Origin of the sequence: Mycobacterium shimoidei (assembly GCF_900417275.1) — a bacterium.
GTDB lineage: Bacteria > Actinomycetota > Actinomycetes > Mycobacteriales > Mycobacteriaceae > Mycobacterium > Mycobacterium shimoidei.
Window position 1 is genome coordinate 1,906,240 of record NZ_UEGW01000001.1, and the last position, 21,014, is coordinate 1,927,253.

A 21,014-nucleotide genomic window follows, 5' to 3' on the forward strand; every position below is an offset into this window, starting at 1 on the left:
TATGTCGCAATCCAACGGGCCGCTGGTGGTCGGTGTGGGCGGAACTCTGCGGACGAACTCGTCGACCGAACGAGCGCTGCTCGTCGACTCGGGTGTGCGGGACCAACTCGAACTGCTGGCTTCGCAGGTGCTGATGTTCACCCGGACGTACGCGCCGACATCATGAGTGCTGGCGCCTGGCGACGAAGAACTATCCTCGTCGACGGTCTGGTCACCAGCTACCTGGAAGCCGGGGCAGGCGATCCGGTGATCCTGCTGCACGGTGGAGAATTTGGTGCCGGCGCCGAAATCGGCTGGGAACGCACTATTTCCGCGCTTGCTCCGCATTTTCGGGTGCTGGCACCGGACATGCTCGGCTTCGGCGAATCTGCAAAGGTGGTCGACTTCAACGACGCGCGCGGTATGCGGATCCGCCATGTGGCGCGCTTTTGTGCCGAAATGGGTGTCGAATCAGCGCATTTCGTCGGTAATTCGATGGGTGCGATCAACCTGCTCGTGGACGCGACTTCGGAGTCGCCGATCCTGCCGGCGCGTACCCTCGCCATCATCTGCGGGGGCGGCGAGATTCAGCGCAACCAGTACGCGGAGGCGCTTTATGACTACGACGCCACCCTGGCCGGTATGCGCCGCATCGTCGAAGCGCTCTTCTATGATCCCGCCTACCCGGCCGACGACGACTACGTGCGACGGCGCTATGAATCCAGCATGGCACCTGGCGCGTGGGAAGCCGTCGCCGCCGCGCGGTTTCGCCGGCCCGGGGCATTACCTCCCCCGACTCCGTCGAGTAACCGTGCCTACGGGCGCATCTCGGTGCCAACCCTGGTTGTCGAGGGCGCCTGCGACAAGCTGCTGCCCGCGGGCTGGGCCAAGCAGATCGCCGACCAGATTCCCGACAGTCGTTCGGCAGTCGTTGAATTGGCAGGGCATTGCCCACAGATCGAGCAACCGGCGATCGTCAATGACCTGATAGGGGAATTTCTGTCGCACTGAGACGTCACTGAAATGTCATTGACACGAAATCGCCCCGCGTGTCTCATGCGATCGTTGTGACTTCTGTTACATAGTGTGGCGCATGGGAAATGTGCGTTGTCACGTCCTGCCCGGAATTACCCGCTCTAACCCCTGGCTGAGCAGGGCGTATGGGAGCGGGCGTTGACGGTGACGACCACGACGCCGACGCGGCTCACCGAGTACGTGCGCGACCAACTCGAGTCGCCGCTGGCGTCGGTGGGCGGTTTCGCGCGGATGTGCGTATTGGCCGGCAAGGCGTCGTTGCGGGTGCCATTTCACTGGCGCGAGGCCCTCTTTCAGTGCTGGTTTCTCATGCGTGTCTCGCTGTTGCCCACCATCGCGGTTTCGATTCCGTTGACCGTGCTGATCGTGTTCACCCTCAACACGCTGCTGGCGGCGTTCGGCGCGGCAGACCTGTCGGGTGCCGGCGCGGCGCTGGGCGCGGTCACCCAACTGGGCCCGTTGACCACGGTGCTGGTGATAGCCGGCGCCGGATCGACTGCGATCTGTGCCGATTTGGGGGCGCGCACCATCCGCGAGGAGATCGACGCCATGGAGGTGCTCGGCATCGACCCCATTCAGCGGCTGGTGGTGCCGCGGGTCGTGGCCGCGACCGCGGTTGCCACGCTGCTGAACGGCACCGTGATCACGATCGGGCTCATCGGCGGATTCTTCTTCGGTGTCCGGCTCCAAAACGTCTCGGGCGGTGCATATCTCGCTACCCTGACTCTGGTCACCGGGTTGCCCGAAGTGGTCATCGCGACGATCAAAGCGGCAGTATTCGGCGTCATCGCCGGTTTGGTGGGCTGCTATCGCGGCCTGACCACCAAGGGCGGGCCCAAAGGCGTCGGAATCGCCGTCAACGAGACGTTGGTGCTGTGTGTGATCGCGCTGTTCGCGGTCAACGTGGTGCTGACCACCATTGGCGTCCGGTTCGGGACGGGACGCTGAAATGTCAACCGCCGCTGTCCTACGCGCTCGCTATCCGCGCACCGTCGCCGCGTTCAACCACTACGTCGGTGGCACCGTGCGGGCGGTCAACCAAGCCGGGCAGCTGACCCGCTTCGCGCTGCTGGGCGGCTGGTCGATCGGGTGGGCACTGCGCCGCTATCGCCGCGAGACGCTACGGCTGATCGCCCAGATCGGCATGGGCACCGGCGCCATGGCGGTCGTCGGCGGCACCGCCGCGATCATCGGGTTCACGACGCTGTCCGGCGGCTCGCTGATCGCCATCCAAGGCTTCGCCTCGCTGGGCAACATCGGCGTCGAGGCATTCACGGGATTCTTTGCCGCGCTGGCCAACGTCCGCGTCGTCACGGCCGTCGTCACCGGGGTCGCGCTGGCGGCGACCGTCGGGGCCGGCGCCACTGCGGAACTGGGCGCCATGCGGATCAGCGAGGAGATCGACGCGCTCGAGGTGATGGGCATCAAATCGGTCGCGTTCTTGGTATCGACGCGGCTGCTGGCTGGCCTGGTCGTGGTCGTCCCCCTGTACGCGATGGCGCTCGTCATGTCATTTCTTTCCGGGCAGACCGTCACGACGCTGTTCTACGGACAGTCGGTGGGGACTTACGAGCACTATTTCCAGACCTTCTTGCGCACCGAGGACGTGTTTTGGTCGGGGGCAGAGGTGATCGTCATGGCGGTGATAGTGATGATCACGCACTGCTACTACGGATACACCGCCAGCGGCGGGCCGGTCGGGGTGGGGGAGGCGGTCGGCCGCTCGATGCGTTTCTCGTTGGTGTCGACGGTCGTCGTCGTGTTGCTGACATCGCTCGCGCTCTACGGCGTCGACCCGAATTTCAACCTCACGGTGTAGCCATCATGACAACCGCGACGACAACTGTGCCGAAACAACGCAAAACCCGAACCTGGCCCGACACGGTGGCAGGGTTGGGGCTGTTCTTGACATGCGCGGTGGTGCTTGCGTTGACCTACTGGCAGTTCCGCGGCAATTTCACTCCCAAGGCACAGTTGACAATGCTGGCCGACCGCGCGGGCTTGGTGATGGATCGCGGTTCGAAGGTGACCTTCAACGGCGTGAGCATCGGGCGGGTTGCCGACATCTCCGAGGTCGACTATGACGGCAAGCCCACCGCCAAGCTCACCTTGGACGTCGATCCGCGGTATGTCCAGCTGATTCCGGTGAACGTGATTGCCAAGATTGCGGCGACAACGGTGTTCGGCAACAAGTATGTGTCGTTCACGTCGCCCAAACAGCCGTCACAGCAACGCATCACACCACAGCATGTGATCAACGCGGTATCGGTCACCACCGAATTCAACACCTTGTTCGAAACGCTGGTCCACATTGCGGAGCATGTCGATCCGGTCAAGGTGAATCTGACGCTGAGTGCAGCCGCGCAGGCGTTGAGTGGGCTCGGCGACAAGTTCGGAGCATCGGTGGTCAACGGCAACACGATCCTGGACGACGTGAACGCAAGGATGCCGACCATCCGCCACGACATTGCGCAGCTGGCGGCGCTGGGCGACATCTATGCAGACAACGCAGCAAATATGTTTAACGCGCTGGACAATGCGGTGATTACCGCGCGCACCCTCAATCGCCAACAAGCCGATATCGATGCCGCGCTGCTGGCTGCGACTGGATTCGGCCGCACCGGAGAAGACATCTTCACGCGCAGCAAGCCCTACCTGGAACGCGTTGTCGCCGATCTGGTGCCGACCTCCCGGCTGCTCGACACTTACAGTCCCGAGGTGCTCTGCACCTTCCGAAACTTCGCCGAGCTGGTCCCCAAGATCGGCGAACTGGAAAGTGGCAACGCCTATTCCGCGCGGCTGGGCGTGTCGATCACCGGAGCGGAAAACCCGTACGTGTATCCGGAAAATCTGCCCCGGGTCAATGCCCGGGGCGGACCCGGCGGCGCACCGGGCTGCTGGGCGAAGATCACGCAGAACCTATGGCCCGCACCGTATCTGGTGATGGACACCGGAAACAGCATCGCGCCTTACAACCACTTCGAACTCAGCCAGCCGCTCGCCAGCGAATACATCTGGGGACGGCAGTACGGGGAGTACACGATCAACCCATGAAACTCACCGGAACAGTTATCCGACTGGCTGTCATCGCATCGGTGCAGCTGTTGTTAACCGCTGTCATCGTGGTGGTGTTCGGCCAGATCCGATTCGATCGGACCGACAGCTACTCCGCGGAATTCAGCAATGCCAGCGGGCTGCGGGCCGGGCAGTTCGTCCGCGCCTCCGGTGTCGAGGTCGGCAAGGTCAAACGGGTCGATCTCGTCGACGACGACAAGCGAATACATGTCGAGTTTGCCGTCGACCGCTCGGTCAAGCTGTACCAGTCGACAACCGCCTCGATCCGCTATCAGGATCTGATCGGTAACCGCTATCTCGAACTCGAACGTGGCGAGGGCGAAGGCGCCGACCGAATTCTGCCGCCGGGTGGATTCATCCCGCTGTCGCGCACCCAGCCCGCCCTGGACCTCGACGCGCTGATCGGCGGCTTCAAACCGCTGTTTCGGGCGCTGAATCCGGACAAGGTCAACAGCATTGCGTCCTCGATCATCGCGGTGTTCCAGGGCGAGGGTGGCACCATCAACGACATCCTCGACCAGACCGCACAGCTGACAGAGCATCTCGCCGAGCGCGATGCCGCGATCGGCGAAGTCATCACCAATCTCAACACCGTGTTGGACACCACCGTCAAGCACCGGAAAGACTTCGATGCCACCGTCGACAACTTCGAGAAGCTGATCACCGGGTTGAAAAACCGGGCTGACCCGCTGGCCGACGGCACGGCGCACATCAGCAACGCTGCGGGAACGGTGGCCGACCTATTGGCAGACAACCGAAACCTGCTGCACGACACCGTAAGCCGGCTGGAAGTCATCGCGCAGCCGCTTGTCGACCAACGCGGCAAACTCGAGGACATGCTGGCGGGATTGCCCGACGCATTCAACCGTATCGGCCGCGCCAGTGGTATCTACGGCGACTTCTTCAACTTCTATCTGTGCGACCTGTCTCTGACCGTGAACGGGCTGCAGCCCGGCGGCCCGATCCGCACGGTCAAGCTGTTCACCCAACCGACGGGCAGGTGCACCCGGCAATGAGAACGCTCGAACCCGCCAACCGGGTACGCATCGGGGTGCTTGCCATCGCGGTGTCGATTCTTGTCGTCGGGGTGGGGCAGAGTTTCAGCAGCGTCCCGATGCTGTTCGCCCAACCGACCTACTACGGGCAGTTCGTCGACACCGGCGGCTTGAGCAAGAACGACACGGTGCGCATCGCCGGCAAGGACGTCGGCGTTGTGCAGGACGTCAAGATCGACGGCGACCACATCGTGATGAAGTTCTCGGCGGGCTCGCACCGAATCGGCACCGAGAGCCGGCTGGCGATCAAGACCGAGACCATCTTGGGCAAAAAGGTGCTCGAGATCGAGCCGCGGGGCAGCCAGCGGCTGCGGCCCGGCGGCGTCTTGCCGCTGGGGCAGAGCACCACGCCGTATCAGATCTACGACGCATTCTTCGACGTCACCAAGGCCGCCGCCGATTGGGACATCGACACCGTCAAGCGGTCGCTGAATGTGTTGTCCCAGATCGTCAATGAAACCTACCCGCACCTGAGTGGCGCCCTGGACGGGGTGGCCAAGTTCTCCGACACGATCGGCAAGCGCGACGAGCAGATCAGGCACCTGCTCGCCCAAGCCAGGAAGGTGGCCAGCGTTCTTGGCGACCGGAGCAGGCAGATCAACGCACTGCTGGTCAACGCCCGCGCGCTGTTAGCGGCGTTCAATCAGCGCGGCAAGGCCGTCGAAGCACTGCTGGCGAACGTCGCCGCATTCTCCACCCAGCTGCAGGGATTGATCAATGACAACCCCAACCTCCACCATCTGCTCGAGCAGTTGGGCACTGTCACCGACACGCTGGCCAAGCGCAAAAACGAGCTGGCCTCGGTGTTGACCACGTTGCGCAATTACACCGCGGCGCTGAGTGAGGCGGTCGGTTCCGGTCCGTACTTCAAAGTGATGGTGGCCAACCTGCTGCCGTATCAGATTTTGCAGCCCTGGGTGGATGCGGCGTTCAAGAAGCGTGGGATCGACCCGGAGGAGTTCTGGCGCAGCGCGGGGCTGCCGGCGTTCCGCTGGCCGGACCCCAACGGCACCCGGTTCCCGAATGCCGCGCCGCCGCCGGCGCCCCCGGTGCTGGAGGGAACGCCGGACCATCCGGGTCCGGCGGTCGCGCCCGGCTCACCGTGTTCGTTCACGCCGACGCCGGATCTGTTGCCGCGGCCGTGGAATCCGCTGCCGTGTGCCGGCATCGACCAGGGGCAGGGACCGTTCGGGCCGAATGGTCCCTATCCGGGGCTGCCCGACGTGTTGTCGTCGCCACCCAATCCCAACGGGCTGCCGCCGACGCCGGGCATCAATATCGCCGGGCGGCCGGGCGAGCCGGCTCCCGACGTTCCCGGCACCGCGGTGCCGTTGCCGCCGAACGCACCGCGCGGAGCACGCACCGAGGACCTGGGGCCCGCGGGTCCGACGCCACCGCCGTCGACGTTCGCGCCGGGGCTGCCGCCCGGACCGCCGGCACCACCCGGGCCGGGGCCGGCGCTCCCCGCCCCGTTCATCACACCGGACGGGACCGGAGGTAGCCAGGATTGAGCACCATCTTCGATATTCGCAAGTTGCAGCTGCCGAGGTTGTCGCGGACGGCGGTCATCACCGGTTCACTCGTTGCGCTGATCGGTCTGCTCGCCGCTTTCGTGGGCCAACAGATCTATCACAAGTTGACCAATATCACTGTGGTGGCGTACTTCCCGCAGACCAACGCGCTGTATGCCGGGGACAAGGTGCAGATCATGGGCGCACGGGTGGGCGCGATCGACAAGATCGAGCCGGCCGGCGACAAGATGAAGGTGACCTTTCACTACCAGCGGCGCTACAAAGTTCCCGCCGATGCCTCGGCGGTGGTCCTCAACCCCACGCTGGTGGCATCACGGGCAATTCAGTTGCAGCCTCCCTATCGTGGCGGTCCGGTGCTGGCCGACAACGCCGTCATCCCGATCGAGCGCACCCAGGTGCCGGTGGAGTGGGACGACCTGCGCAACCAGATCACCAACATCATCGACAAACTCGGCCCCACCAAGGAGCAGCCCAAGGGACCGTTCGGCGACATCGTCGAATCGTTCGCCGATGGGCTGGCCGGCAAGGGCAAGCAGATCAACACCACGCTCGATAGCCTGTCTCGGTCGTTGACCACGTTGGACGAGGGCCGCGGCGACTTCTTCGCCGTGCTGCACAGCCTGGCGTTGTTCGTCAACGCCTTGCGTCAAGACGATCAGCAGTTCGTCGCGTTGAACAAAGACCTTGCCCAATTCACCGAAAACTTGACCAGCGCGGATCAAGCGGCTGCTGAGGCGATTCGGCAGACCGACAGCCTGCTGTCCACCGCGCAGGAGTTCTTGACCGCGAACCGCGATGTGCTGACCCACGACGTCAACAACCTGTCCGAAGTGACCACCGCGATCATGCAGCCGGAGCCCAGGGAAGGGTTGGAGACCGGGTTGCACATCCTGCCCACCATGGCCGCTAACGTGCTCGGGATTTACGAGCCGGCGCACGGCAGCCTCACCGGCGTGCCCGCGCTGGTCAACTTCGCCAACCCAATGCAGTTCATCTGCAGCGCAATCCAAGCCGGCAGCCGGCTCGGCTATCAGGAGTCGGCCGAACTGTGCGCGGAGTACCTGGCTCCGATTCTGGATGCGATCAAGTTCAATTACTTCCCGTTTGGCATGAACCTGGTCAGCACCGCAGACACGTTGCCCAAGAACATCGCCTACTCCGAGCCGCGGCTGCAGCCGCCGCCGGGATACAAGGACACCACCGTCCCGGGGATCTTTTCACCGGACACACCGTGGTCGCACCGGAACTCCGAGCCGGGGTGGATCGTCGCGCCGGGTATGCAGGGGGTTCGCGTGGGGCCGTTCACGGCGAGCCTGTTGACACCGGAGTCGTTGGCCGAACTCATGGGCGGCCCGGACATCGCACCTCCACCGCCGGGCAAGAACATGCCCGGGCCGCCGAACGCCTACGACGAGAACAACCCGTTGCCGCCGCCGTGGTACCCGCAGCCGCTGCCCTCGCCGACCGCGGCACCGCCGCCGCCCGAAGCGCCGCTGGGCGCCGCCGAAAGGCCGGGCCCGTGAGCAAAGCGACGAGGTGCGTGCGACGGGCCCTGGCGATGCTGGTCGCGGTGGTCGTACTGACATCGTGCGGCAACTGGCGGGGCATCTCCAACGTGCCGCTGCCCGGCGGGCCGGGCAGCGGGCGCGGCTCCTACACCATCTACGTCCAGATGCCAAACACGTTAGCGCTCAACGGAAACAGTCGGGTCCTCGTCGCCGATGTGTTTGTCGGCACGGTGCGCGGAATCAAACTGAAAGACTGGGTCGCCACCCTGACCGTGGATCTGGAGAAAGGCGTTCGGCTACCGAAGAACGCCACCGCGAGGATCGGGCAGACCAGCCTGCTGGGTTCGCAGCACCTCGAGCTTGCCGCACCGCCGAATCCGTCGCCGCAGCTGTTAGAAGACGGCGACACCATCAAGCTGACGAACTCATCGGCCTATCCCAGCATTGAGCAAACGTTGGCCAGCCTGGCGTTGGTGTTGCGCGGCGGCGGGATTCCCAATCTCGAAGTGATCCAGAACGAGGTCTACCAGATTCTCAACGGACGGGCCCAGCAGATTCGGGCCTTCCTCGGCAAGCTGGATACCTTTGCCACCAAGCTCAATGAGCAGCGTGGTGATGTCACCCGCGCGATCGACTCGACGAACCGGCTGTTGACCTATGTCGGTGAGCGCACCGATGTCCTCGATCGGGTGCTTACCGAATTCCCACCGCTGGTTGAGCATTTCGAAGACCAGCGCGACCTGTTCGCCGACACTGTCGAAGCCATCGGGCGCATCAGCGCCGTCACCGATCAGACGTTGTCCACGGTGCGCGGCGACCTGCATCAGAATCTGCAACTGTTGCAGCGACCGCTCAAGCAACTCGGCCTTGCCGCGCCATATTTGGTGGATGCCCTGGGGCTGCTGCTCTCGCCGCCGTTCACCATCGACAGCGTGCCGAAAATCGTGCGGGGCGATTACATCAACGTGTCCGGTTCGCTCGACCTCACACTGAGCACGATCGACAACGCGATATTGACCGGAACCGGATTGTCCGGAATGCTGCGCGCGCTCGAACAGTCCTGGGGCCGTGATCCGGCAACCATGGTGCCCGACATCCGATACGTGCCCAATCCGGCCGACGCGCCGGTGGAGCGAGGCGAATGAAAGATGTTGACCCGTTTCATCCGTAACCAGTTGATCGTGTTCGCCGCGCTGACGGTTGCGGCGCTGGTTGCGTTGGGCTGGTACTACCTGCACATCCCGAGCCTGCTGGGCATCGGTCGATACACACTGGTCGCCGAGTTGCCCGCTTCGGGCGGTTTGTATCGCACGTCGAACGTGACCTATCGCGGGATCCAGATCGGCAAGGTCACCAAGGTCGAACCGACGGTGACCGGTGCCCGGGCCACACTCAGCATCGACAGCCGCTACAAGATCCCCATCGACGCGTCGGCCAATGTGCACTCGGTCTCCGCGGTCGGTGAGCAGTACCTGGACCTGGTGTCCACCGGCACACCGGGGAAGTTCTTCTCGCCCGGGCAGACCATCACCAAGGGCACCGTGCCCAGTGAGATCGGCCCGGCGCTGGATGCCGCCAACCGGAGCCTGTCGGTCCTCCCCAAGGACAAGATCGCCTCGCTGCTCGATGAGACGGCACAGGCAATCGGCGGTTTGGGTCCGGCGTTGCAACGGTTGGTGGATTCGACGCAGTCGATCGTCGGCGACTTCAAGACCAATCTCGCCGATGTCGACGATGTCATCGAGAACGCGGCACCGATCTTGGACAGCCAGGTCGACTCGAGCGACTCGATCGAGCGGTGGTCACATGACTTGAACGTCCTGACCGCGCAGATCGCCCAGAACGACCAAGGCCTGCAAAGCATCCTGTCGAAGGCCGCGCCGACCGCCGACCAGGTCACCGAGGTGTTCAGCGGTGTCCGCGAGTCGCTGCCGCAGACCCTGGCGAACCTGGAGATCGTGGCCGACATGCTCAAGCGCTACAACAAGGGCCTCGAGCAGTTGCTGGTGTTCTTGCCGGAGGTCGCGTCTATCGCACAAACCACGATTGCCTCCACCCCCGGGTCGGTGCTGATGGACCTCAATCTGTCGATCAACAACCCACCGCCATGTCTGACCGGATTCCTGCCGGCATCACAGTGGCGATCGCCGGCCGACACCAACACCGCGCCGCTGCCAAGCGGAACGTATTGCAAGATTCCCCAAGATGTTCCGGCCAACGTCGTGCGCGGCGCACGCAACCTGCCGTGTGTCGACGTCCCGGGCAAGCGTGCCGCCACTCCCCGGGAGTGCCGCGACAGCAAGCCGTACGTACCGCTGGGGACCAATCCCTGGTACGGCGATCCCAACCAGATCCGCAACTGCCCCGCACCGGGTGCGCGGTGCGACCAACCGGTCAATGTCGGCGAGATGATCCCGGCGCCGTCGGTCAACAACGGCATGAACCCGGCGCCGGCCGACCGGGTTCCCGGTACGCCGCCACCGGTCAGCGATCCGCTGTCCCGGCCGGGTTCGGGAACCGTTCAGTGCAACGGGCAGCAACCCAACCCGTGCGTCTACACTCCCGCCGGCCCGGCCGCGATCTACAACCCATCCAGCGGTGAAGTGCTCGGCCCTGACGGGGTCAAGTACCACCTGGAAAGCTCCGACGGTCTCGGAGAAGACGGCTGGCGGCAGATGCTGTCGCCGGCGGGTTGAGTCCTACCCCTATGTGCGCCCCTATGTGCGGCCCGCGGGCATGAGTAGGCGAGCGCCAACCTTCTCCAGCGTCTTCATCGAGAACGGACGTGTCATGATCCGATTGACACCGGGTGCGACCCGCAGCATGACGTAGCCCAGCCAGGCCTCGGTGCGGACGGGCACCACCGCAAGGTCGAATCGGACGGCGCGCACTGCTGCGCGTGCGACCAGATCGGGACTCATCGGCGCGAACGGAAGTGTCTCCGCGAACTGCTGGAGCTGCCGGACAAGCGACTTGCCGCGCTCGATCAGATCGTCGTCGACACCCAACGTGGTCGCGTTTTCCATGATGCTGGTGTTGATGACTCCCGGGCAGATAGCGCTGACACCAATGCCTTTCGGACCCAGTTCCAGGCGCAGGCATTCGGTCAGCATTTTCACGCCGGCCTTCGATACCGAATAGGCAGACATCACCGGCGTCGGCGTGAATGCCGCCGCGGACGCGATATTGACGATATGACCCCCCGCACCGCGCTCGACCATTTGAGCACCGAATGCGCGGCAGCCGTACACCACGCCCATGAGGTTGACCGCAAGTTGGTGTTCCCAATCCGACGGCTGCAGCTCCAGGAAGGGGCCGGCGACGAGTATGCCGGCGTTGTTCACCAGCACGTCGGTGTAGCCGTGTTCGGTGAGTACGTTTCGGGCCAGCGCATCCCACGCCTCAGGCTCGGTCACGTCGAGCTGCGCCGCCGAGGCAAGGCGGCCGTGGCCGCGGATGACTGCTGCCGTCTGCTGTGCGGCGTCGAGGTCGATGTCGGAGACCACCACCCGGGCCCCGAGTTTGGCGAATCTGATCGCGATCGCCCGCCCGATGCCGCTCCCGGCGCCAGTGACCACTACCACCCGGGGCCGCAACCGATTGAATTTCACGCCACCTGATCCCGTTGTTCCCGGCTACTTGAGGTGATCGACCAGCGCGCCCTCGGTGCCGAACAGTTCGGCGCGCCACTTGTCCAACAGCTCGGTGGTGTCGATGTCGTCGGGGTGAAAGCCAGGTCTCATGTACTTACGCAGGTCGGCCATCACACCTTTGAGCAGCGGTCCGCGGAAGACGCCGATGGTCTGGCGCAGCACCGTGATCGGACGCCGCCCAGATGGATCGGTCATGATCGACACCATGACGCCGCCGGTGACGACGGGGATGGTGAGCACGTACACCACGCCCATCACGGCGATACGGATCCACTCCGGTCCGCCGACAAAGCGGTAGACGTCGAACGCCACCGATTTGTGTTCCAGCTCTTCGACGGCATGCCAATTGAGCAGCTGGCGCACCTCGGGATCGCCTGGGATAGCTTGTATCTCGTCGGTGAGCACGCGCTGAGCCAGCGTCGCGGTGTAGTGCTCGGCAGCCGCCGTCGCCGCCAAATGCAAATAGCCCGGCAGCCGGTTCTCGGCGCGCACGATCCATTTGTGGCGCCTGCTGTCGTGGTCGAACATGAACACCCGAACCAGCGGATAGCCCATCGCCACCAGTTGCTCATTGAGGCGCCGGTGCTCTTGACCGTGCACCGATTCCTGTCCGATGAATCCGGCGACCCGTTTCTTCAAAACGGGGTCACTGACATGATCGGCAAAACGGCGCACCGACCTGATGAACCCCTCCTCGCCGGGCGGAAAAATGGCTGACAACAAGGCGGTCAGGTGACTCATCACGATGTCGCCGTCGACGAAGTGACGCTTCATCGGTCGCGGTTCGCCGAACCGGAACCTAATCCGCCGGACCGGCGGATAGGCCGTCGCGGTTGTTGTTGTTGCCGCTGCAGCACCCATACGAACCGTCCCTTCGTTATTTCAGGTGATCGGCCAGCGCGCCCTCGGCGCCGAAAAGCTCCTCGCGCCATTGCTCTACCAGCGCTGTGGTGTCCACATCGTCGGGGTGGAAGCCCGGACGCAGATACTGCGCGAGGTCAGGTATCAACCCGCGGATGAACGGACCCCGGTAGAGCCGGTATGCCTCGCGAGCGACTCGCAACGGATGACGGTGCGCCACCGGGTCGCGTGCCAGCGCGATCGCCAGCAACAGGGTGGTCACCGGGAGCGTGACGGCAATGAGTATGGCCATGGTGGTGATTCGGACCCGCTCGGAGCCGCCGACCGCTCGATACACGTCGAAGGCCACCGACTTGTGTTCCAGCTCTTCGAGGGCATGCCAGTTCAGCAGGTTCCACACTTCGGCATCGCCCGGGATCGTTTGGATCTCCGGATTGGACAGCACCCGTTGGGCCACCACTGCTGTGTAGTGTTCGGCGGCTGCCGTCAACGCAAGGTGCCGTCGGCCACCCAGCCAGCCTTCGAACTGAATCCGGCGCCGCCGCAACGCCTCTGAGTCACACCACTTGATGGAATAACCCATCTCGATGAGCTTCTGGTTGAGCCGGCGGTGTTCTTGCCCGTGCATCGATTCTTGCCCGATGAAACCGGCGACCCGTTTCTTCAGCACCGGATCGGTGATGGACTCGGCGAATCGCCGGACCGAGCGAATGAACGCTTCCTCGCCGGGTGGAAAAGCACCTGACAGGCCCGCCACAAAGTGGCTGAGCACGATGTCGTTGTTGACGAAGTACTTGTCGAACCTGCGGGCCTGATCAAAGCGGAAACGGATCCGCCTGGTGTTCGGATAGCTGGTCGGCATGACCGCGACGACCCTTCCTCGAACGTTCAGTACCTAGTACCGTAAGTACGGGGTGTCCTGGGTCACAGTAGCGCGGCCCGATGGCACGTGCAAGGAGTCGGCGAGATTCGCGCTGGCTAGCGCTGGTTACGACAGTTTCTGGTGGCGATCCAGAATCAGACCGCGGGCAGCGGCGGTGGCCGACAATGCGCCCCACAGGAACGTCGTCAGTTGCTCGACCAAAGCATCTTTGCTGATCGTCGGCTCGTTGAGCCAGCGCAGGACGCCGAGCGCCACCCCGCCCAGCAACGCGTCGACGACATATTGAATGTCATCGCCGTTTCCGCCGCGGGCCCGAAGGATGTCGGCGACAACCTCGCAGGTGGCGTTGGCCAGTGGCCGGCCGCCTTCGATCAGGGCCTCGGTCGAGCGGCGCTCGGTGAACTGGGATCCGACCAGGAAGCGGAACAGGTTGGGCCGCTCGTCGACGAGGTCGACGTAGGTGGCCACGGCCGAGCGGACCAGCTCCAACGCGGTGCCGGCCGCATTGAACCGGGGTACCACACGTTCGAGCACCATCGCTTGTACGCGTTCGCCGACGGCGCTGAACAGCGTGTCTTTATCGGCGAAGAACCGGTACAGCTTCGGGCGCGGGACACCGGCGGTCCGCACCACATCGTCGATGGACAAGTCCGGGCCGTGTTCCTCGATGGCCCGCAGCGTTGCCTCGACCAATTCGGCTCGCACCGCCGCTCGATGCTCGCGCCAGCGATCGACTCTGGCGTCGCCGGTCAATTCGGGCAAGCGCCCGCCGAGGGCCTCCGTCGACACCAGCTAATGGTATCCGCAGGCTTTGCAAGGGTTTGCCAGCCAGTACCGACCGCAGTGCGGGCGAGCCGAAGACTCGGGCATTCATATTCTGTTCGCACCGGAAGGACCCGCTGTTCACGGTACTGTTGCCACTGTCGCTGAGCTGCGACGTACCAACGCTCACACGTGATCCGGTGGCGGAGGGCATCTGCCACCCCGGCTGTTTCGAGGAGCTGCGTGAAGGCCAACCGATTGAGCACCGCTCTGATCCTGCTCACCGTCGGCGCACTGGTGTTGTCGGCCTGTGGCGGCGGCAAGGACAGCTCGGCGTCGTCGGGCACCGCCGAGGTGCCGGTGCAGTGCGGCGGCAAGCAGAAACTCAAGGCGAGCGGCTCGACCGCGCAAACGCACGCCATCGAGCAATTTGTGTACGCCTATATCCGGGCGTGCCCGGGTTACACGCTGGACTACAACGCAAACGGCTCCGGCAAAGGGGTGGCGGAGTTCATCAGCAACCAAACCGACCTCGCCGGCTCCGATGTGGCACTGGATCCCTCGAAGGGTGAACCCGAAAGCGCGCAGGAGCGGTGCGGTTCGCCGGCGTGGGACCTACCGACGGTGTTCGGCCCGATCGCGATCACCTACAACGTCAAAGACGTCAACACGTTGAATCTGGACGGGCCGACAACGGCGAAGATCTTCAACGGCACCATCACCACGTGGAACGATCCGGCGATCGCGGCACTCAACCAAGGCACCAAGCTGCCCGCGACGCCGATCCAGGTGGTGTTCCGCAGCGACGAATCCGGTACCACCGACAACTTCCAGAACTACCTCGAGGTGGCATCCGATGGCGCGTGGGGCAAAGGCACCGGAAAGACGTTCAACGGAGGTGTCGGGCAGGGAGCAGCGGGCAACAACGGCACGTCGTCGCTCCTGCGAAACACCGACGGGGCCATCACCTACAACGAGTGGTCCTTCGCGGTGGGACGTCAGCTGAACATGGCCCAGATCATCACGTCAGCGAGTCCGGATCCGGTGACGATCACGGCCGAAACGGTCGGAAAGACGATCGAGGGGGCGAAGTTCAAAGGGCAGGGCAATGACCTGGTGGTGGACACGTCGTCGTTCTACAAGCCCACGCAGGCCGGGGCCTACCCACTGGTGCTGGTGACCTATGAGATCGTCTGCTCGAAGTATCCGGATCCCGCGACCGGCCCGGCGGTAAGGGCTTTCATGCAGGCCACCATCGGTTCGGGGCAGGATGGATTGGACCAGTACGGATACATTCCGATGCCGAAATCCTTCGAATCGAAACTCGAAGCGGCCGTGAATGCTATCTCGTGATTAGCGGAAGGGAGCGTCGACGGTGACCGACCCAGGTTCGCGGGTGGGTACGTGGTTTGGGCCGTACCAGCTGAAGCGGCTGCTGGGCCGCGGCGGCATGGGGGAGGTCTACGAGGCCGAGGATGCGCGCAAGCACCGGGTGGTGGCGTTGAAGCTGATCTCGGAGCAGTACTCCAACAGCCCTGAGTTCCGCGCCCGTATGCAACGCGAGGCCGATACCGCAGGACGGCTCACCGAGCCGCATGTGGTGCCGATCCACGACTACGGCGAAATCAACGGCCAGTTCTATGTGGACATGCGCCTGATCGACGGCACGTCACTGCGCGACATCGTGGTGCGCGACGGCCCGCTGCCGCCGGCCCGGGCGGTGGCCATCGTGCGCCAGATCGCGGCCGCGCTGGACGCCGCGCACGCCAACGGCATCATGCATCGCGACGTCAAACCGGAGAACATTCTGGTCACCGCTAACGACTTTGCCTACCTGGTCGATTTCGGCATTGCCCGCGCCGCCACCGATCCCGGGTTGACCCAAACCGGCACCGCCATCGGAACTTACCGGTACATGGCCCCGGAGCGTTTTTCCGGCGACGAGGTCAGCTACCCCGCGGACGTCTACGCGCTGGCCTGTGTGTTGGCCGAGTGCTTGACGGGCGCGCCGCCGTACCGTGCCAACAGCATCGAGCAGCTGGTCGCCGCGCATCTGATGCAACCTATTCCGCGGCCCAGTGAAACGCGACCCGGGGAAGTTCCCCCGGCGCTGGATCACGTGATCGCCAAGGGCATGGCCAAAAACCCCGCGGAGCGCTACCGCAGCGCCGGCGAGCTGGCCGCTGCGGCCCACGACGCGTTGACCGCAACCGAGCAGGTTCAGGCCGCAACGATTCTGCGACAGGGTGACAATGCCACCTTGTTGGCCGGCGGCGCCGCCGGCGCTGCCGGCGCCGCGGCGGGTTTCCGCGAGCAAGCCCAACCTCAGCCCACCGGGTCCGGTCCGGATTCGGACAGCTGGACCCGGCCGGCGTGGGCGTCGTACACCGATACCGGTGGCAGTAGCTGGCCCAGCCAACCAGGAATCCCGACCTCTGCCGCCCCGGTCGCCGCGCCCGACTTCAGCAAAGCACCTGAAGAACCGGAGCACCACGGCCGACGGTGGGCGATCATCGGGGCGATCGCGCTCGTAGTTGTCGGGGTCGTCGTTGCCGCCGCCATCCTGTTGTTCCATCCGCAATCCTCCTCGAAGTCGGCGAACGGTCAAACGGTGCTGCCGTTCAACGGCCTGAATTTCCGTTTGTCCCCGGGCGGAGTGGCGCTGGACAGCGCCGGCAACGTCTACGTCACAAACCAGGGCATGTACGGCCGGGTGGTGAAGCTGGCGCCCGGGTCGACCACCCCGTCGGTGCTACCGTTCACCGGCCTCTATGAGCCGCAGGGGTTGGCGGTGGATGCCGCCGGCGCGGTGTACGTCACCGACTTCAACAACAGGGTGGTGAAGCTGGCCGCCGGGTCGAACAACCAGACTGAGCTACCGATCACCGGCCTCAACTACCCCGAGGGACTGGCGGTGGACAGCGCCGGCAATGTCTATGTCGCCGACCGGGGCAACAACCGGGTGGTGAAGTTGGACGAGTCGAACAACCAGACCGACCTGCCGTTCACCGACCTCAAGCACCCGGACGCGGTCGCGCTCGACAACGCCGGCAATATCTACGTCACCGACTCCGACAACAACCGGGTGCTGAAGCTGGAGGCGGGATCGAACACTCCGGTCGAGCTGCCGTTCGGCCCCTTATCGGTGCCGTGGGGCATCGCGGTGGACGACGCCGGCACCGTTTACGTCACCGAACACGACACCAGCAAGGTGGTGAAGCTGGAGGCCGGGTCGAGCACCCCCGTCGTGCTGCCGTTCGAAGGTCTCAACACCCCACTGGATGTGGACATCGACAAGGACCACAACATCTACGTCGCCGACCGGGGCAACAACAGAGTGGTGAAGCTGCCGCCGACAAAGTCCAATTAGCGTCCAATTAGCGGAAGTTATAGACGTCGGGCTGCCAGCAGGCGGGTCACGACAGCGGGAACCAAGTTGACGACCGCCACCACGATGATCAGCGTCAGCGCCGCACCCCAAATCCGCAAATAGCCGGCGTGTTCGGGGTTAGAGAGTTCGGTGTAGATCAGCAGCGGCAGCGAGGCCATATTGCCGTCGAACATGTCGTAGTTGATCGAACGGCTGTAGCCGACCAGCACCAGCACCGGCGCCGTTTCGCCGACGATGCGCGCGATCGACAACAACACACCGGAGATGATGCCGGGCAAGGCGACGGGGAAGACGATGCGCACGATGGTCTTCCATTTCGGAATCCCCAACGCGTAGCCGGCTTCTCGCAACTCGTCGGGGACCAGCTTGAGCATCTCTTCGGCTGCCCGCACCACGATCGGCAGCATCAGCAGAACCAGCGCCAGTGACACCGCGAAGCCGCTCTGCTCGAAGCCCAGGGTGGCGATCCACAGGGCGAAGATGAACAGCGCCGCCACAATCGAGGGCACCCCGGCGAGCACGTCGACCATGAACGTGGTCAGCCGTGTCAGCCGATCCGGGCCATACTCCGCCAAATACACCGCGACCATCAATCCCAGCGGAACCGCAATCAGCGCTGCGACCCCCGCCTGAGCGATCGTTCCATACAACGCGTGATACACCCCGCCGGCGAACTCCTCGGGCATCACCCCGCGCAGTGAGTGTGTCCACCAGCCCGACCTGGTGACCCCGTACCACCCGCGCGCGACGACCACCCAGAGCAGCCATACCAGCGGCACCAGCGCCACGATGAACGAGGCGAGGAAAAGCACTGTCGCGACCTGGTTTTTGATCCGACGCTCGATACTGATGTGGCCAAATGTCCCGGTCTTGACCGGCCGGCTGAGGGTCTCGGTGCTCATCTGCGGCTCACTGATTCACCCTTCCGCCGGCGACCGCCCGGGCGGCGGCATTGACCAAGAACGTCAGCACGAACAGCACGAAGCCGGCTGAAATATACGCGCCGGTGGGTAACGGTTCGCTGAATTCGGTTGCCGCCGAGGCGATCTTGGAGGCAAAGGTATAGCCACCGTCGAACAACGACCAGTGGCCGGGCTGGGCAGCGGCCCGCAAGATGATCAGCACCGCCACGGTTTCACCCAGAGCACGGCCCAGGCCCAACATTGACGCCGCGATGACACCGCTACGGCCGAACGGAAAGACGGTCATCCGGATGACTTCCCACTTCGTCGCACCGAGTGCCTGCGCTGCTTCGATTTGGGTACTTGGAGTCTGCCGGAACACTTCTCGCGACACCGACGAGATGATCGGCAGGATCATCACCGCAAGCACAATGCCGGCGGTGAAGATGGTCCCGCCACCTACCAACGACACGTTGCCCTTCTTGAACAGAAACAACCATCCCAGATGCCGGTTGAGCATCAGTTCTAACGGCTCGAGTTGCGGCGCCAGCACGAAGATTCCCCACAACCCGAAGATGATCGAAGGTACCGCGGCCAGCAGGTCTACGATCCCGGCGAACGGCCGCGACAACCTGGCCGGGGCGTATTGGGTGAGGAACACCGCGATCCCCACTGCCACCGGCACCGCCAACGCCAGAGCGAACAATGAGCTCAATACGGTGACCATGAACAAGTCGCGGATGCCGAACGCCAGATTGTCGGCCTCGCGGGTGTCGAATTGCGAGCTGGTGAAGAAGTTGGCGTGGTTCGCACGCAACGACGGCACCGCTTTGACCAGCAGGAAGATCGCGATGAGCGCGATCGCCATCACGACCGTCATCCCGGCGGCGACGGCGACCGACTTGAACAGTCGGTCGCCGCGCCGTGCCGCCGCCACACTGGTCACCTTGAACCCGGGACTTGCCCCGGAGCGATCAGGCGTGGTTGGTGATTGTTGAGCCAATGCCTATAGCGATCAGGAGATAGCGTTGACCGCGGTCGACAACCTCGACTTGAACGAGTCCGGAATCGGGATGTATCCGTTGTCCGCCAAGCCTTCTTGACCCGGGCCGATCGCAGCCTGCAGGAAAGCCTTTACGGCCGTGCCGACTTGGGGGTCGGGATACTTCGAGCAGACAATCTCATACGTCGCCAGCACGATCGGGTAGGACCCGGCCTGTGTCGGCTTGTAGAACGAGTTCGTGTCGAGTACCAGGTCGTTACCCTCACCCTTGATCGTTGCCCCGGCGATGGTCTTGCCAACCGAGTCGGCGCTGATCGACACCGGCTCGGTACCCGCCGAAGTCACGATCTGGGCCATGCTCAGCTTCTGCGCCTGGGCGAACGACCACTCGTTGTAGGTGATCGACCCTTCGGTGCCCTTGACCGCCGCCGACGTGCCGTCGTTGCCCTTGGCGCCTTCACCGACACCGCCGTTGAACGTCTTTCCGGCACCCTTGCCCCAAGCGCCGTCGGAGGCAGCCTCGAGGTATTCCTGGAAATTCGCGGTCGTCCCGGACTCGTCGCTGCGGAACACCACATGGATCGGCTCATCCGGCAACGTGGTGCCCTGGTTCAGCCCCGCGATGGCGGGATCATTCCACGTGGTGATAGCGCCGTTGAAGATTTTGGCGGCGGTCGGTCCATCCAGAACCAGTTTGTCCACGCCCTTGACGTTGTAGGTAACCGCGATGGGCCCGAAAACCGTCGGCAGATGCCAGGCGGGTGAGCCGCAGCGCTCCTGCGCTTTCGTGGCTTCCTCGGGCTTCAGCGCTACGTCCGAGCCGGCGAAATCGGTTTGGTTGCCCGTAAATTCATTGATGCCGGCGCCGGAGCCGTTGGCAGTGTAGTTGAGAGTCTGCCCTGAACAGGCCTCCTCGAACGCGTTGACGAAGCGGGCCATCGCATTGGCTTGGGCTGTCGACCCGCTGGCCTTCAGCGTCTTGGTGCCGCCGCAATTCACATTCGCTGACGCCGTAGCACCCGGTGAACCGGACGTCGTTGGCGCGCCTTGGTTCGCGCCTTGGTTCGCGCTGTTGTCATTGCCACACCCCGACAACACAAGTGCGCCGCTGGCCATGACACCGAGCGCAGTGCCAAATCGGTTGAGTTTCAACTCAGCTCCTTCGAACAGTAGAGATGGTAGTCGCGACGGCCACTTTCGCTGCGCCGACGGTCAGGTCGCGCCGGGCAGCCAGTGGGTCCGCGGCTCCTTCGGGCCGGAACCGTAGAGACGCACGAACAACAAAGGTCCCCACCGACGTGAACGTATCAGCACCACAACCCATCAGTCGAGCAATCCGCGTCGCTTTTTGTGCTGACGAGCAAACAGGGCAGGC

19 protein-coding genes are annotated in these 21,014 nt (G+C 64.0%); 12 read left to right on the forward strand and 7 right to left on the reverse strand.

Annotated features, from left to right (window positions below; genetic code table 11):
- Position 1 precedes the first annotated feature (1 nt).
- The 10 genes from MSP7336_RS23795 to MSP7336_RS09435 all read left to right on the forward strand — a co-directional run bounded on the left by MSP7336_RS23795 (position 2) and on the right by MSP7336_RS09435 (position 10,880).
- Positions 2 to 166 carry a hypothetical protein gene (locus tag MSP7336_RS23795; protein WP_181786687.1) on the forward strand — a complete coding sequence of 55 codons (165 nt, stop codon included), beginning with the start codon at positions 2 to 4 and terminating at the stop codon, positions 164 to 166.
- Positions 163 to 990, forward strand: a complete 828-nt coding sequence (locus MSP7336_RS09395; protein WP_069395862.1) for an alpha/beta fold hydrolase — start codon at positions 163 to 165, stop codon at positions 988 to 990. Before MSP7336_RS23795 ends, MSP7336_RS09395 begins: the two co-directional genes overlap by 4 nt.
- A 255-nt stretch (positions 991 to 1,245) precedes the next feature.
- The gene (locus tag MSP7336_RS09400) at positions 1,246 to 1,962 is read left to right on the forward strand and encodes an MlaE family ABC transporter permease (RefSeq protein ID WP_372507693.1); all 717 of its coding nucleotides are present in this window, start codon (positions 1,246 to 1,248) and stop codon (positions 1,960 to 1,962) included.
- A gap of 1 nt (position 1,963) precedes the next feature.
- Positions 1,964 to 2,833, forward strand: a complete 870-nt coding sequence (locus MSP7336_RS09405) for an ABC transporter permease (RefSeq protein ID WP_069395864.1) — start codon at positions 1,964 to 1,966, stop codon at positions 2,831 to 2,833.
- A gap of 5 nt (positions 2,834 to 2,838) precedes the next feature.
- Complete coding sequence (locus MSP7336_RS09410; protein ID WP_113963589.1) at positions 2,839 to 4,068, forward strand: MCE family protein; 1,230 nt, start codon at positions 2,839 to 2,841, stop codon at positions 4,066 to 4,068.
- Positions 4,065 to 5,105, forward strand: coding sequence for a virulence factor Mce family protein (locus MSP7336_RS09415; RefSeq protein WP_069395866.1), 1,041 nt, complete (start codon positions 4,065 to 4,067; stop codon positions 5,103 to 5,105). Before MSP7336_RS09410 ends, MSP7336_RS09415 begins: the two co-directional genes overlap by 4 nt.
- Positions 5,102 to 6,655: a virulence factor Mce family protein gene (locus MSP7336_RS09420; protein WP_113963590.1), complete on the forward strand. Its 1,554-nt coding sequence runs from the start codon at positions 5,102 to 5,104 to the stop codon at positions 6,653 to 6,655. Before MSP7336_RS09415 ends, MSP7336_RS09420 begins: the two co-directional genes overlap by 4 nt.
- Positions 6,652 to 8,199 carry a virulence factor Mce family protein gene (locus MSP7336_RS09425; protein WP_069395868.1) on the forward strand — a complete coding sequence of 516 codons (1,548 nt, stop codon included), beginning with the start codon at positions 6,652 to 6,654 and terminating at the stop codon, positions 8,197 to 8,199. Before MSP7336_RS09420 ends, MSP7336_RS09425 begins: the two co-directional genes overlap by 4 nt.
- A gap of 35 nt (positions 8,200 to 8,234) precedes the next feature.
- Positions 8,235 to 9,329 carry a virulence factor Mce family protein gene (locus MSP7336_RS09430; protein ID WP_069395916.1) on the forward strand — a complete coding sequence of 365 codons (1,095 nt, stop codon included), beginning with the start codon at positions 8,235 to 8,237 and terminating at the stop codon, positions 9,327 to 9,329.
- A 3-nt stretch (positions 9,330 to 9,332) separates the two neighbouring features.
- Complete coding sequence (locus MSP7336_RS09435) at positions 9,333 to 10,880, forward strand: MCE family protein (protein ID WP_069395869.1); 1,548 nt, start codon at positions 9,333 to 9,335, stop codon at positions 10,878 to 10,880.
- Positions 10,881 to 10,901: 21 nt separating this feature from the next.
- Here MSP7336_RS09435 and MSP7336_RS09440 read toward each other — a convergent pair whose 3' ends face one another.
- The 4 genes from MSP7336_RS09440 to MSP7336_RS09455 form a co-directional block, all read right to left on the reverse strand.
- The gene (locus MSP7336_RS09440) at positions 10,902 to 11,795 is read right to left on the reverse strand and encodes an SDR family NAD(P)-dependent oxidoreductase (RefSeq protein WP_069395870.1); all 894 of its coding nucleotides are present in this window, start codon (positions 11,793 to 11,795) and stop codon (positions 10,902 to 10,904) included.
- Positions 11,796 to 11,819: 24 nt separating this feature from the next.
- Positions 11,820 to 12,698 carry a metal-dependent hydrolase gene (locus tag MSP7336_RS09445; protein WP_069395871.1) on the reverse strand — a complete coding sequence of 293 codons (879 nt, stop codon included), beginning with the start codon at positions 12,696 to 12,698 and terminating at the stop codon, positions 11,820 to 11,822.
- A 16-nt stretch (positions 12,699 to 12,714) separates the two neighbouring features.
- Positions 12,715 to 13,560: a metal-dependent hydrolase gene (locus tag MSP7336_RS09450; RefSeq protein ID WP_069395872.1), complete on the reverse strand. Its 846-nt coding sequence runs from the start codon at positions 13,558 to 13,560 to the stop codon at positions 12,715 to 12,717.
- Positions 13,561 to 13,686: 126 nt separating this feature from the next.
- On the reverse strand, positions 13,687 to 14,370 hold the full coding sequence (locus MSP7336_RS09455) for a TetR/AcrR family transcriptional regulator (RefSeq protein ID WP_069395873.1): 684 nt from the start codon (positions 14,368 to 14,370) through the stop codon (positions 13,687 to 13,689).
- A 216-nt stretch (positions 14,371 to 14,586) separates the two neighbouring features.
- Here MSP7336_RS09455 and pstS (MSP7336_RS09460) point away from each other — a divergent pair, with 216 nt between their 5' ends.
- Positions 14,587 to 15,696, forward strand: a complete 1,110-nt coding sequence (gene pstS / locus MSP7336_RS09460; RefSeq protein ID WP_069395874.1) for a phosphate ABC transporter substrate-binding protein PstS — start codon at positions 14,587 to 14,589, stop codon at positions 15,694 to 15,696.
- Positions 15,697 to 15,718: 22 nt separating this feature from the next.
- Positions 15,719 to 17,713 carry a serine/threonine-protein kinase PknD gene (locus MSP7336_RS09465; RefSeq protein ID WP_113963591.1) on the forward strand — a complete coding sequence of 665 codons (1,995 nt, stop codon included), beginning with the start codon at positions 15,719 to 15,721 and terminating at the stop codon, positions 17,711 to 17,713.
- Between the two features lie 17 nt (positions 17,714 to 17,730).
- Here MSP7336_RS09465 and pstA read toward each other — a convergent pair whose 3' ends face one another.
- The 3 genes from pstA to pstS (MSP7336_RS09480) form a co-directional block, all read right to left on the reverse strand.
- Positions 17,731 to 18,636 carry a phosphate ABC transporter permease PstA gene (gene pstA / locus MSP7336_RS09470; protein WP_069395876.1) on the reverse strand — a complete coding sequence of 302 codons (906 nt, stop codon included), beginning with the start codon at positions 18,634 to 18,636 and terminating at the stop codon, positions 17,731 to 17,733.
- 7 nt (positions 18,637 to 18,643) lie between these two features.
- Positions 18,644 to 19,582 (reverse strand): phosphate ABC transporter permease subunit PstC, encoded by a 939-nt coding sequence (gene pstC, locus MSP7336_RS09475; protein ID WP_069395877.1) that lies wholly within the window; start codon positions 19,580 to 19,582, stop codon positions 18,644 to 18,646.
- 69 nt (positions 19,583 to 19,651) lie between these two features.
- Entirely contained in the window at positions 19,652 to 20,791 is a 1,140-nt protein-coding gene (gene pstS, locus MSP7336_RS09480) for a phosphate ABC transporter substrate-binding protein PstS (RefSeq protein WP_069395878.1), read from the reverse strand.
- Between the last annotated feature and the right edge of the window lie 223 nt (positions 20,792 to 21,014).

Bases quoted from the DNA above. Each gene is read 5' to 3' on its own strand.
- MSP7336_RS23795 (WP_181786687.1), top strand. From the start codon at position 2: ATGTCGCAATCCAACGGGCCGCTGGTGGTCGGTGTGGGCGGAACTCTG.
- MSP7336_RS09395 (WP_069395862.1), top strand. From the start codon at position 163: ATGAGTGCTGGCGCCTGGCGACGAAGAACTATCCTCGTCGACGGTCTG.
- MSP7336_RS09400 (WP_372507693.1), top strand. From the start codon at position 1,246: ATGTGCGTATTGGCCGGCAAGGCGTCGTTGCGGGTGCCATTTCACTGG.
- MSP7336_RS09405 (WP_069395864.1), top strand. From the start codon at position 1,964: ATGTCAACCGCCGCTGTCCTACGCGCTCGCTATCCGCGCACCGTCGCC.
- MSP7336_RS09410 (WP_113963589.1), top strand. From the start codon at position 2,839: ATGACAACCGCGACGACAACTGTGCCGAAACAACGCAAAACCCGAACC.
- MSP7336_RS09415 (WP_069395866.1), top strand. From the start codon at position 4,065: ATGAAACTCACCGGAACAGTTATCCGACTGGCTGTCATCGCATCGGTG.
- MSP7336_RS09420 (WP_113963590.1), top strand. From the start codon at position 5,102: ATGAGAACGCTCGAACCCGCCAACCGGGTACGCATCGGGGTGCTTGCC.
- MSP7336_RS09430 (WP_069395916.1), top strand. From the start codon at position 8,235: ATGCTGGTCGCGGTGGTCGTACTGACATCGTGCGGCAACTGGCGGGGC.
- MSP7336_RS09435 (WP_069395869.1), top strand. From the start codon at position 9,333: ATGTTGACCCGTTTCATCCGTAACCAGTTGATCGTGTTCGCCGCGCTG.
- MSP7336_RS09445 (WP_069395871.1), bottom strand. From the start codon at position 12,698: ATGGGTGCTGCAGCGGCAACAACAACAACCGCGACGGCCTATCCGCCG.
- MSP7336_RS09450 (WP_069395872.1), bottom strand. From the start codon at position 13,560: ATGCCGACCAGCTATCCGAACACCAGGCGGATCCGTTTCCGCTTTGAT.
- pstA (WP_069395876.1), bottom strand. From the start codon at position 18,636: ATGAGCACCGAGACCCTCAGCCGGCCGGTCAAGACCGGGACATTTGGC.